The sequence below is a fragment of the Microbulbifer jejuensis genome, from assembly GCF_047289955.1.
Classification (GTDB): domain Bacteria; phylum Pseudomonadota; class Gammaproteobacteria; order Pseudomonadales; family Cellvibrionaceae; genus Microbulbifer.
In genome coordinates this window covers 78,040-91,332 of record NZ_JBLBUB010000008.1, presented here as the reverse complement: position 1 = coordinate 91,332, position 13,293 = coordinate 78,040, and the positions used below count along the sequence as shown (strand labels likewise).

Here is a 13,293-nt window from a genome sequence, read left to right as displayed (position 1 = left end):
ATTAGATATATATTGCTCAGTTTTTGGGTTATAGGGTTAGTGAAAGCGGGCCCGTTAGAGCCCGCTTATTTTGTAAATTAATTTTTTACCATATTATGCCAAATTTTTTCCATAAATGAATATGAACGCGCATTGCTAAAGCGCTGAAACCGCCAATAAAAGCATAATTAAACAACCAAATTGTTTCGTTTTTTATATTTTCATTAAAAATAATTAAAATGTTTTTAAAAGTATTTGTATAAACTAAAAAACAAACCGTTAAAAATACTAATGCCCAGTACAAAATAGGAACAAAACCCCATTTATTAAATTTTAAATTATTCACCTTAATCAGCCTTGCCAATTATATTTACGTTAATATTGCCTGTTAATGATTTACTGCTGCGCATTCCATCATGATAAAAAGATGACGTGATAATATGTATATCACCAGCTTTCATACTGGAAAACCCTATTTTTGTTTGAGTCATAGCTAAACCAGAAGCCGTACCTATTGCTGTGCTTTTAACTAATCCAGTTTTTAGTACTCCTGAAATAAAACCACTTGCCAAACCTGTCGGAAAAGCAACCATTAGAGCGTTTAAAGAATTTATATATAACTCTTGTTTTTCAACATCACTAGAATTTATATGTTTAATTTCTTGTGTGACTTTACACGCTTGTTTTCCTTTACAATAAGCAGCGGCTTTTCTGTAAGCGGAGGAAGCTGCTTCTCTGACAATTGGGTCTGAATAAGGATCTTGACCCCAGTTTAATGTATGGGTAGAGCCGCGTTGGTTAGGTCTACAAGGCATTCCTGCGCGCGCGTAATCGTCACAATCTGCCTCTTTTACAACCTCTTCTATTTCCTGATGTTGTTCGGCCTGTTCTTCAGCTTCCTTTTCGTCTTTCTCTTCCTGGGTCAAGGGCGCATTTACAGGACCGCCAAAAGCACCACCAGCGCCGCCAAAATTTACCCAGTTAGTACTGTCTAAAAGGGAGCGTAGCATACTCATTTCAAAACCAGATAACCCACCCCCGCCGCATGATGCATCGCAATAGACCTCTACTTCCTCCATCATGCTTACAAATCCGCTAGGATCTGTTCCGCTGAGTGGGCTATTCATAATATAGCTGTAACGGTTCCAACTTTGGCTAAATGTGGGTGCTTGTACAATCGGGTCGGGGCTCAGGAAACGGCCCAAAACTGGGTCATAAATGCGCCCGTTCATATGGATTAAGCCAGTTCGGTCTAGCTGTTCATGGTTAGTAAACCCGCGATTTGTGCTGAGACCTTGCGCCGCTAAAATCTCCGCCAATTCGCTGTCACTAATGCTACCGGACCAATCATCGCTTTTGCGGGCGCCGTAGGGGTCAAACGCCAGGGCACCTATTAGCAAATTACCGTCTGCATCTGTTATTTTCTCTACAGAACCTAAGTGATCTCTATGCACATATTCAACCGTATTCATTGTGAGACCGGCGTGATCGGTAATCGCAAATACTATAACATTTGAATCGACGGCGGTTTTCTGTATACGGCGGTAATCTGGATCATTGCCCGGTAAATAGTCCTCAAATTCACCAATAATAAAAGTTTTATCGGTAATGAGTTGTTGTTGGCTTTCATCCCAATAACTGCTTTCGCGGTAGAAGCGCTGGCCGTCTGGCCCGTAGCGGAATCTATCGCGCGCCGTTGGCGTTGTCTTACTGCTGCCTACAACAATTTCCGTTGGCAATTGCCGGGCATTCCAGGTAATCCATTTATCATCCCCTGACGCTGCGTCATAGCGTGTAACCGCGCCGTTTTGGTTGTAGTGGAAAGTATGGGCGGTGCCGTCGATTGTGGCTGAGGTGACAGCATGGGCGCCCGCGTTGGCTGTTTGGCCGTACTGGTACCCTGTAACCTGGTTATCATTGGCAATACTGCTGGTTTTGCCTTGAATGTTACCGAGCCTATCAAAAAGCGTGGTCAAGGTGCGCTGGTTTGCACCATCTAACCAAGTCTGCGCCGTTTCTAGCCTATTTAAACCATCATAGCTAAATAGCTCGCGCTTGGTGGCAGATCCGCCTCCGCTGGCTGTGCGGCTTTCGAGCGTGCCGTTACTGCGCCAGTTGTAAGCGTTGTTTTGTATCTCCTGGGCACCAGTGGATACAATCGCCTCTAATCGGCCTGTGTCGGGGTTGTACGTCTTGGTAGTGGCTACGCCGTTACCATAGTTCTCTTGTGTGGCTTTACCAAAAGCATCAACACTGGTAAAGGTTTTAAGTGTGTTGGTACCGTCAGTAAGCTTTTGCAGGTACCCTCGGCCGTTGTACTCATAATGCACCGCAGAGCCCGCCGGATCGGTCGCAGAAGCCGCGCGGCCGCGTGTGTCATAGGTAAAAGAGCGCGCATAGCTGCGAGTCAAGCCGCCGGCTTTTAGCGTGGTGTCACTGGTTACTCGCTTTGCTGCGCTGTTGTAACTGTTAACTTCTTTAAATACTTGAGCGCCGCCGGTTGTGTATGTGCGTGTGCCCAATGCGCCGATACCGTTTACCGGGTCATAGGCCCATTCTGCTATACCTTCGTCATCTTCCTTAAAGCGCAAGCGCCCTAACTTATCGTAACTAATGACTACGCTTTGCCCGCTATTGTCGGTTTGACTGACTAATTGGCCTAAAGCGTTATATAAATTAGTCACTAGCCCGGCGTCAGGGGAGTCTATCGAAGATTGAAAACCGGCTGAATCATAATCAAAAATCGTTTTCGTTGAAGTGTTATTATCCACCAAAACGGAAGTCAAAAGCCCGGCGCCGTTATAAGTGTATTTTGTCGCGGTACGTTCAGAAGTGCCTACCGCATCGACGGTTAATAATAAATCCCCTAGAAAATCTAAAGTGCTGGTTTTAACCTGGGTTTCTAGGAAATCGCCATTGCCGTTTAAAACGTCCTGCTCATTAGTAATAGTAAAACGCCCAGCGCTGCCAGTGGGTGTATAGGTTGTGCGAACCTGGGAACCGTCAGGGCGGTCTATCCTGCTTACGCGATTACGTGTATCAAATTGATAAGTAATTAACTGTTTTTCATCCCCGACATAGAAAGGCAAAGTTTCTAAATACAGTCGGCCCAAAGAATCGTAATTAAATTCTCTCCTGGTTGTGGCCACTCCATCAAAGCCTTGTGTATCCTGTTGGATGATACGGCCTAAAATATCATAGTAACTTGTACTACTGGGTGTTATGGGTGAATCTGTCGTGATTTGATAAGATGCGGATTGGTTGCCATAAATTGGGCAAACACCAGCAGGGCAGAATTGGCGGGTAGTGGTAAATCCTACGCCGTCGCTATTGGTTGTTTTGACTTCTCTACCGAAATTGTCATATTTTATTTGCGTTGTCTGGTTGTTGAATTTCACCGATTTAGGCAAACCAAATCGCTGGTCATAGTTTACTGTACTTACTTGTTCCAGTGCGTTAGTTAATGTTGTTGGGTAGCGTTTATCTAAATACGCGTTAACTGTAGACACGCGCTCAGGCACGTTAACGCCTAAAACGGTTTCTGTAGCTATATTGCCGTTGCTGTCATAACTAAACGTGATTGTATTCTCATATTGTGAATCATTGGGAAAAAGTGTTATTGATTCAACTTTTTTTGTAGTTCCGTATCTGGTGTAAACGGCATTTTTAACTATGTCAGGCGCAACACTTAAAGGCCCGTCATACTGGCTAAGTTGTTCAGCTTCTTTAAAACCTATTACCCAGTCAGTAGTATTATTCTCAAAACTGGTAAGGGCTTCTACGCTGCGTTTAATACCTGTTACAGAAACGGGTTTAACTTCACCCCAAAAATTTTGATCGGTGGGAGCATTTGCATTCAGACCAAACCGCCCGGTTTTAGTCATGCTGGAAATTAATTCTCCGTAGTCTCCATAACTAGCCTTTTGTGGTGTGTTGATAGAAAACTTATAGCCCAGGGTTTGGCCGCTTTCAAAAACCCATTCTAGAGATTGTTTTACATAGATACTCTTTGAGCTGTTTTGCCCTGTAGATAAATCTAAACTTCCAAACCTGTTTTGGCTTTTTGACAATATTTCGCCGCTACCGGGGTAAAGCCCTATATACTGTACTTCTCTAGCAACATTTCCAATATATGGATAATCTAAGCGAAATTGACGATAGGTGACAATATCGGAACTAGTGTCATGTATTCTTTGCGCGTAGTAACCTAAAAACCCTCTACGCTGAGTACTAATAAACCCGGTCCCCTGGTAAGCATATTTGGTTTTATGCCACCCGTTCGCATTACCGCTAGAGCGCCATACTTCAGAAACCAAAGACCGGTATTTGCCATTATCAGCAACTAAAGGGGCAGCATTTGGTGGCGCAATACCATTACCAAAAGGGCGCTCGCTAAATTGTCCATTATTCGAGTTATCCGCAATAGTCTTAAATTTAAATTGTACTTCACGGCCTAGAGTATCAGTAAAACCAGATATTCCGGTTTTAGAATCTATGGCGCTATTATCTTGTGGTGTCAACCAGTCAAACGCCATAGGGTTTAAGCACTGCTCATTATTACCGTTTTCATCAAACGCGCATTTTTGAACATACTTTAACCGGCGATAATCTTCTATTTCACTTTCGTCTTCAGAAATCAGTTTATATTTTCTGAGTAGCTTATTATCAAGCAACACTTTTACATGATGCAATAAAACTAATTGCTCTTGCTGTATGTCATTGGCGTCTAACGGCTGCGGCGGGGCATCGCTGCGGGTGCCGTATTCAAACACTATGCGCGCGTCTGCATTGTTACCGTAACTAATTTCTAACGGGTAATTAATACCCTCAACCGTGTCGCGGTGGTAGCGATACTCTATTGCATTTCCGAAAGTATCGGTCACTTTGTTAAGCGACCAGCCAAAATGTGTAGACTTGCCAACTTTTAAACGACTGTCTGGTGTCCGTCCGTACTCGTATATATGACCGTCCGGGGTACGCACTTCAAACCATGTTTTATTATCATCTTTTTTTAGTGTAACTAAATGAAAGTTTTCTTTTTTCGCTCTATAGGTGCTGTTATTGGCCCAGCGATGCCCAGAAACAGTAACTAAAGGCCTGCCGTCAAGGCAAATAGAATCAGCTTCTGTTAACATTATTTTTTCATGGTTGGGCCGCCCGACAGTACAGCGGCGAATGCTACCAAACCCCCCAATACGCCAACCATAGCCTAAATAATCTTCCGGCAAAGATTCAGTATTTCTTTGTCTAAAACGCGCGCCGGAATAATTTATTTTTACTGAAGGTTGTAGATTATTAACGCCAGGCGCTACTTCCATTGGTAAATTGACAAAAATGTCGCCATTACGGGTTATTTCCTTAGAGTAAGGCATTTTTCCGGGGGTTGTACCTTGGGTAAGCACTACCGCCGGTTCTATGCCGTCCAAGTTATGTACTTTAACCCATGAGCTAGTTTTCCAACCGGTACAGGAATTCCCATTACAGGCCTTTACCCGGTAGCGGTATTTATCGGCGATATGACCGCGCGCTGCATAGGTTTTAGCGGTGGAATTATTCAGCTGTAAGGTGTGCCAGCCTTCGGCCCCGCAAGTTTCAACGCCGGTTTTACAGTAGCGCTGTAACTGGTAGGACGTAACCGCACCCAAAGCATTCCAAGTTATATCATAGTCGCCAAAGTCGCTAGATTCTGGCGCATTGATGCTAACCGCGCTAGGCGTGGGCATGGGGATATTTAAAGAAACCGTTTTATAGTTTGCTGGCGGCGTCCATGGACCCCATCCGGCGGCATTGTAGGCCCTAGCCCTAAACCGGTAACTTCCCGACGTGCCAGCGGTAAAACTTGTTGATTTTGACGTTGAGGTAATTAATTTACCGCCGCAATTGCTATAGACAAAAGCGTCGTTATTTCTTGAACATTGCAATTCGTATTGCGTTATTGCATCAAAAGCCCCAGTTGGCGCGCTCCAAGCTACTTGGAAATTCCCGCTCTGAGTACCGCCGCTGGGTTGGGTGAAATTAGTTACTGCATTAGGCTTACGGTCTACCTTTAAATACGCGGAGTACTCCCAATCGCTGTATTTTGTAGCGCTGCTTACTTTTAGATATGACCTCACGCGGTATCGGTAATTACCATTTGGTAAAGAGCCTGATGCGGGTACTCTTATTGATTTTTTATTTATCGCCGTAGAAGAGTAAATGTTTCCCCAACTACCGCTAGAACCGCAAGAACCTTTACATTGTTCAACCTGATAACCAGTTATCGGCGGTGGAGTGCTGGCGGCGCCCCATTTAAAAGTAAAAATGCCGTTTTGATCCTGTCCGTTTTCAGTATTTTTAAATTCAGTGATTCCAGGCGCATTAGGTTTTTTTATAACAATTACTTCGTTTAAGTATGACCAGTTTCTAACCGGCGGGGTGGGGGTTGGCCAGTTATTTTTACGCGCTACGCCGTAACGATATTTATAGCGCCCTAATTCCTGATTTCTGGCTTCGTGCCTATATTTATTATTGCCTAATACTTTTTTTCGGACTGTAAACCACTTGCCAGCGGGGCCGTATTCCTGAATAAAGGCCATATCACAGTCGCTGACAACCAAAGCAGAAAAATCAACGTTGTAGTTACCGTCTGTATCAACAATAGGCGATGCTGTATTAACAGAAGCGGACAAATTTACGCCATCGTTTTTTGCCGCCAATGGTTCTATTATATTGCATGGATCTTTAGGCCTTGCGTATGACATAGAAGTAATAACACTTGAACAAAGTAAAATAAAAATTAAAAATCGTTTAAACATAATTTAACCTGTTAAAATTAAAAATGAAGACAAATTTTTTATCCGATATAAAACTCCTCATATTTACTTGAAATATTTTTACGTGTTCAATCTAAGATTTTTTATTTGTACTGCGGCTTGTCAAAGTGTGCAAATCGTCACTTATCAAAAATTTTGCAATTGAACTTTCACAAATCGGCCTAATTGGTACATATAGATGTATATACACAATAGGTAACAATGACGCGCTCAAAATTTAATGTATGTACAAAATGATAAAGGATTTATCAGGTATATCAAAATGAACTCGATGAAAAATCGGGTAAAAAATTTATATTGATCACTTTTTGATCATATTTTCTGCATAACGATGTGAAGCGTGTCATAAATATTCCATAAGGTTCAATGTATTAGCTAGCTATAGCTAGTCATAACAACTTAGAAGAGAGGCGAACAATGGTGCATAAGGGAAGAGTGAAAAAAAGCCGCCGTATAGATAATAGCGAACCTGATGCTAACACAATACGAAGACCGGAATTTTCCTATAAAAAATTATCAGAAGAATGCAGCAGATGCGGCGCAACTGTCATACCTCCAGAATTTGAACCAAACATTTTAGACATTATTTGTCAGGATATTATGCGCGGTATCACGTTAAAACGTATTTGTGAAAATCCTAAAATGCCTAGCTATAACACTGTTACACGATGGCTCAACAATGATTCAGGTTTTATGCAAAGGTACTTAGATGCGGCGCGTGTACTTGTTTTGATGGATGCCGATGAAAGGGTATAGGAATTATAAACCACCTATTTGCCCTTGATCCAAAGTATTCTACTCGAAATTCCTGAGATTGCTTACCGCTCAAACCCCAAGCTTTAAGTTGAGGGCACTCAAAAATTATCATTTTTTGTTCGGTTTTGTCAGAAAGCCCTTACGAATGGTTCGCTGCGCGTAAGTCGCTCCACCGGTCCGTTGTCAGGCCCGCTGTAAGCTGTGAAAGTTGGCAGTGGTGGCTTTACGTCGTCAATCGAATAGACGAGCCTGCGAAGGATCGAACAGCTTAGCCCGAGGTGGTGCCCGCTCCGGCGGCAGTGTGTGGCGGGGCGTGTCGGTATTGGCGGCTTTCTGCCTAAGAGGTTTGAGAATGTGCTCAATTACTGCCGGATCTTCAATACTGGCAACCACTTTAACGTGACCGCGGCAACGTTCACAGACTTCAATGTCGATGCTAAATACCCGCTTGAGTCGCTGCATCCAGGTCATTGTTCTATGTCGGCCCTCAGGGCTCTTATGCAGCCAGTCACCCTCTGGAGATGCCGGCTTGCCTGGTTTCTTGCCACGCTTAACCGGTGTGATAAGAGCCCGGTGCTTGCTGTTGGGCGCAAAGTTACTGAGTGTGCATGGATTTGAGTCAGCACATCCTCTTCCAACCTCAACCAGGTATTCTCGGCATCGCTCTCAAGCAGGCCACGCCTTTCCAGGCAGCGAGCGATGCGGTGGCTCAGGGTGTGGACGAGCGTACTGAGCGCACTGTGCGTCGGCGCTTTGACGCGATGGAAGCGCTGCTTGGCGCAGGCATCTTCAACATAGGCACCATCGAGAAACGGCATGTGGAAATGGACGTTGAGATTCAACGCGGAGCCAAAACGTTGGATGAGGCTCACCGAGCCGGTTTGTGCCATGGCTTTGGTGTAGCCGGCTTTCTTAATAAGGTGGGTTGATAGGGTGCGGTAAACGATACTCAACACCTTACCCATCAGGTCCGGGTAGGCGAGTAAAAGACCGAGGAAGACCGACAGCAGCGCTGCAGCGCGGGTAGAAAAACGCCGCAAGTGGTTTGACCTGAACAATGAGTGTGATTATTTTCAATTGAACTGGAAGCCAAAATCCTGGAAACGCCGACGTCGCTTTGTGATCGTTCGTCAAGCGAGCAAGGTTCAACAAAAAGCCCCAGTCCAACTCGACATCTTTACAGCATTCGACTACCAGTGGGAATACAAGGTGGTTCTGACGAACAAGAAGCTGACTCCAGCCAAACTGATTGCTTACAATAATGGCAGAGGAAGTCAGGAATCCATTTTGCGGAATTAAAATCCTGCAATCAAATGGACTACGTGCCTACCCGCACATGGACAGGCAATCAAGTTTACCTACTGTCGGCAGTGATCGCGCACAACCTAGCGAAGAAATTACAGATGACAACGATTGCACCACAGCGTTCAACGGAAGAAAAGCGCCCTACATTGTGGAAGTTAAAAAATCAGGAACACTGAGAAAGGAAATCATTCAACGCGCAGGGAGAATTATACGTCCGAAAGGAAAGTTGGTGCTATCAATGGCAAAAAATGACGCAGTAAAAGATGGGATGTTGCAATTTTTGGACGGAATTGAGCGCGCGACATAACCTTAGCGGCTCAGTTTTTTTTGCAACGATAGGGTTCACTATGCACCGAAAAACTACTTATCCCTAATGTGACTAAAGCAAAAATCTACGATCTCCCAAGCTGCTTTTTCAGCAGTGGCAAAATCACCGTCATTTGATACCACTGCAACAACGACATTCGACGCAGGCTCAAACACAAGCAGCGCATACCACATAGTATCTGATCCATTATGCCAATATATAGTCCCATTAAACCAATCGCTTTCGACTCTTTTAGCCCAACCGAAAGCATAATTCTCTAGTTTAACTGTATGCAATTTTCTGTAGTTTTTAGCTTTCAGAAGCTTTCCCGCCCCCAATTCCCCCTGCAAGTGGTCATTAGCATATAAAACAAGATCTCGAAGCGTCATATGTATCGACCCCGCAGGATCAACAACAGAAGACATCTCCGAACCAGGCACGAAAAATCCCAAGAGCCTCCTATGCCCAACAGGCTGCGCGAGTCTTTCCTGCTCTTCGTTTGGGTGCCCAAAACCTGCTGAGCCCAATTTCAAGGGAATAAACACCTCATTGTTCACAAGCTGTTTCCATGAATTACCTGTGGCTTTTTCAGCGATGACCGAGGCAATTACATAGCCTACATTAGAATAGAGATATTTTGTTCCAGGTACAATCTTGGGAGGGCTCCTCAATACACGAAGAACCTCTATCTCTCTTAATTTTTTTTCAGAGTCACCATGGGCAGGAGTCTTGAAAAAAGTCGTATAAAAAGAAAAATTTACTTCTGCACCCGAAGTGGCAGTCAACAATTGCTCAACCGTAACATCCAGCCATGCTTCATGTATATCGGGATATTCCCGGAATACATCCTTAACCCTTGTTTGCCACGTCAGCTTACCATCTTCAATTAGACGCGCAATCATCGTCGCTGTAATGGATTTTGTGATTGAACCTATATGCCATTTGTCAGCATCGGTTACCTCCACCCCACTACCTTTTTTCCTCTCTCCCACAGCGGAAGAGAAAACTATAGATCCATTTTTAGCCGCCATGGCAGCAAGGGAAACCAATCCAGTTTCACGTCTTTTCTTGGCTAGAAGCGCTGAAAAAACTTCCTCATTTTCTAAAATCTCGCTTATTTTCATACTATTGCTGCTCTGTGCAGAGAATGATAAGTCACAATTTAAGAAAATCACTGCAAAATACAGTTTAATTAGAGTTTTTATTGCATAATCTCTACTCATTAGAAAATCTCATAGATAAGTTTTCACTCAATTTTCTTTCTAAAACAGCTTTCTTGAGAAAGAACACCATCGACCTTTCGCCCTCTTCATATCTCAACTCGAAAGCCATAAATGTAACGTTGACGTAACAACTACTTCAGCAATCCACCAATTGTTTTAGCTGAAACTTAAAGTCTTCAAAAAATTCCTGCATTTCTTCTTTACAAAAATACTGGGACTCATATTCTATATAACCGCTAATACAACTGCCTTGCTGGCGCGATATTGTAATTTTCAGAGCATGATGAAACCTATCAACCGAATGCCGAACTTCTACCACTCCACCGCCGAAATCTGATTTCTTCGAATTATATGATTGGTTATGGAAATTTATAAAATTAAAGGCAATATATGTTATACCACCAGTCTTCACTCCAACCAGATCGGAAAGGCAATCAATGGGATAAAGCGAGTAAGTATCAACCATGCTCAAAGTTGCGGATAGTTTCTCTATTGCGGTCACATCATCTTCTATGCCGTTACTACACACTGGCAGTAAATTCCAAAATATCCCAATGGCGCCGACAGGGTCACTGGGTATAGGAATTATAAACCACCTATTTGCCCTTGATCCAAAGTATTCTACTCGAAATTCCTGAGGTTGCTTACCGCTCAAACCCCAAGCTTTAAGTTGAGGGCACTCAAGAATTATCATTTTTTGTTCGGTTTTGTCAGAAAGCCCTTACGAATGGTTCGCTGCGCGTAAGTCGCTCCACCGGTCCGTTGTCTGGCCCGCTGTAAGCTGTGAAAGTTGGCAGTGGTTGGCTTTACGTCGTCAATCGAATAGACGAGCCTGCGAAGGATCGAACAGCTTAGCCTGAGGTGGTGCCCGCTCTGGCGGCAGTGTGTGGCGAGGCGTGTCGGTATTGGCGGCTTTCTGCCTAAGAGGTTTGAGAATGTGCTCAATCACTGCCGGATCCTCAATACTGGCAACCACCTTGACGTGACCGCGGCAACGTTCACAGACTTCTATGTCGATGCTAAATACCCGCTTGAGTCGCTGCATCCAGATCATTGCTCTATGCCGGTCCTCAGGGTTCTTATGCAGCCAGTCACCCTCTGGAGATGCCGGCTTGCCTGGTTTCTTGCCACGCTTAACCGGTGTGATAAGAGCCCCGTGCTTGCTGTTGGGCGCAAAGGCACCGTGAAATCGAGTAAGGTTGACACGAGGCTTGGGCACCAACGCCGCCAGTTTAGCCATAAAATCCAGCGGTTCAAAAATCACATGCGTGGTGCCATTGCGATACGGTGTTTTTAGCCCGTAGCGAACCTGTCCATTGGCCGTCAGAGATAAGCGCTTTTCTGAAACCGCAGGGCGACAAACGTAGCGGCATAGACGTTCGAGTTTATCGTGCTGATGCGCTTCAGCCATTACACCGGCATGTAGGGAAAAGCCTGCGTAGCTGGCCACTCGACTGCTCGTGCCGGTCTTCTCCTTTCGCCCTGGTAGGTTTGCAGAGTCAATACCTTGCGCCCCTGCTGAGGACCCATGGCGATGCGATAGGTTACTGAGTGCGCATGGAGTTGAGTTAGCACATCCTCTTCCTCCTCTTCCAACGTCAACCAGGTATTCTCGGCATCGCGTTCAAGCAGGCCGCGCATTTCCAGGCAGCGAGCGATGCGGTGGCTCAGGGTGTGGACGAGCGTACTGTGCGTCGGCGCTTTGACGCGATGGAAGCGCTGCTTGGCGCAGGTATCTTCAACATAGGCGCCATCGAGAAACAGCATGTGGAAATGGACGTTGAGATTCAACGCGGAGCCAAAACGTTGGATGAGGCTCACCGAGCCGGTTTGTGCCAGGGCTTTGGTGTAACCGGCTTTCTTAATAAGGTGGGTTGATAGGGTGCGGTAAACGATACTCAACACCTTACCCATCAGGTCCGGGTAGCGAGCCAGCAGAAATCGCAGTTGGAAAGGAAAACTCAGCACCCATTGGCGAATGGGTACTTTTGGAAAGACTTCATCCACCAATAGGGCGGCACTTTCTGCCATCCGCCGGGCACCACAGCTGGGGCAAAAACCGCGTCGTTTGCAACCAAATGCCACCAGGCGTTCATGCTGGCAATCTTCACAGCGTACGCGTAAGAAACCATGCTCCAGGCGGCCACACTGAAGGAAGCCTTCAAACTCCTGTTGAATGTAGAAGGGAAGGTTTTTCCCCTGAGCTTCTAGCGAGGCTTTGAATGCCGGATAGTGCTGCTCGACTAACTGGTAGAGCAGCGACTGTTCGGGTTCGTGACGTTCGTAGCTCGGCGATTGATTTGCTGTGGAACCCCTTGCCAATGACATGGGTATTTTCTTTGTGTACTGTTTTTATATACAGTACACCCACTGATGTTCAGGCGTCCAGCCTGGCTGGGTTGAAGCAATGCCTCGTGGCGTGCCACTATCGGCCCCGGATCCAGCAATGGTGATGCATTATCCTTTGCGCCTTTCATGCAGCTCTTCAGAGGACCACCCATTCCCACATCACCAATGAAGGTATCACCGGAACCGGTTGAAACAGAACCGCCGCAGCCGATACTATCCCCTACACGCCCTGCTTTTTTGCCGTTGATGAATACGGTAGCAGACCCGGCAGACAGGGAACGTGGATGAGGAGGGCATTGGGGGCAGCCATGCGGCGCAAATGCATCACCTAGCCTCACGGCCTTTCTGCCATTGATGAAGGTATCGCCGGAAGCGCTAATAGCCGGTGTCGGAGGAAAACAGCCATGGCCTGACCCAATATCTCCCAATCGTGCTGCTTTTGGCATTTCGCCTCTCCTTCAAAGTCAAAAATCAAAATCCGATGAAGCCCGCAACGAGCCCTGAATACCTTTGCGAGGCTTACAGAGGCATCACGGAGTAGCTCAGAAGCTCCTTGGGTTGA

Annotated in this window: 7 protein-coding genes and 2 pseudogenes; 2 read left to right on the top strand and 7 right to left on the bottom strand. The window is 45.4% G+C overall.

The features are described 5' to 3' along the window. Positions 1–85: 85 nt before the first annotated feature. Together ACL7TT_RS07040 and ACL7TT_RS07035 are read right to left on the bottom strand one after the other, a co-directional pair. The gene (locus ACL7TT_RS07040; protein ID WP_413394236.1) at positions 86–325 is read right to left on the bottom strand and encodes a hypothetical protein; all 240 of its coding nucleotides are present in this window, start codon (positions 323–325) and stop codon (positions 86–88) included. A 1-nt stretch (position 326) separates the two neighbouring features. Next, positions 327–6,773, bottom strand: a complete 6,447-nt coding sequence (locus ACL7TT_RS07035) for an RHS repeat-associated core domain-containing protein (protein ID WP_413394234.1) — start codon at positions 6,771–6,773, stop codon at positions 327–329. Positions 6,774–7,208: 435 nt separating this feature from the next. Between ACL7TT_RS07035 and ACL7TT_RS07030 the strand changes: the two genes are divergently transcribed. Then, positions 7,209–7,547, top strand: coding sequence for a terminase small subunit-like protein (locus ACL7TT_RS07030; RefSeq protein WP_413394233.1), 339 nt, complete (start codon positions 7,209–7,211; stop codon positions 7,545–7,547). Positions 7,548–7,778: 231 nt separating this feature from the next. Here ACL7TT_RS07030 and ACL7TT_RS07025 read toward each other — a convergent pair. After that, positions 7,779–8,536: pseudogene (locus tag ACL7TT_RS07025) on the bottom strand (transposase); the annotation flags it as partial. Between the two features lie 272 nt (positions 8,537–8,808). Here ACL7TT_RS07025 and ACL7TT_RS07020 point away from each other — a divergent pair. Beyond that, positions 8,809–9,159, top strand: a complete 351-nt coding sequence (locus tag ACL7TT_RS07020) for a hypothetical protein (RefSeq protein ID WP_413394231.1) — start codon at positions 8,809–8,811, stop codon at positions 9,157–9,159. A 53-nt stretch (positions 9,160–9,212) separates the two neighbouring features. Here the strand turns inward: ACL7TT_RS07020 and ACL7TT_RS07015 are convergent, their stop codons facing one another. From ACL7TT_RS07015 to ACL7TT_RS07000, 4 genes and pseudogenes are all read right to left on the bottom strand, one after another. Next, a complete protein-coding gene (locus tag ACL7TT_RS07015; protein WP_413394230.1) occupies positions 9,213–10,382 on the bottom strand; it encodes a serine hydrolase domain-containing protein in 1,170 nt (389 codons plus the stop codon). A gap of 136 nt (positions 10,383–10,518) precedes the next feature. After that, entirely contained in the window at positions 10,519–11,076 is a 558-nt protein-coding gene (locus ACL7TT_RS07010) for a hypothetical protein (protein ID WP_413394228.1), read from the bottom strand. Positions 11,077–11,196: 120 nt separating this feature from the next. After that, a pseudogene (locus ACL7TT_RS07005) lies at positions 11,197–12,710 on the bottom strand (transposase). Beyond that, positions 12,626–13,177 carry a PAAR domain-containing protein gene (locus ACL7TT_RS07000; protein WP_413394227.1) on the bottom strand — a complete coding sequence of 184 codons (552 nt, stop codon included), beginning with the start codon at positions 13,175–13,177 and terminating at the stop codon, positions 12,626–12,628. The pseudogene ACL7TT_RS07005 and the gene ACL7TT_RS07000 overlap by 85 nt, the downstream one beginning before the upstream one ends. Between the last annotated feature and the right edge of the window lie 116 nt (positions 13,178–13,293).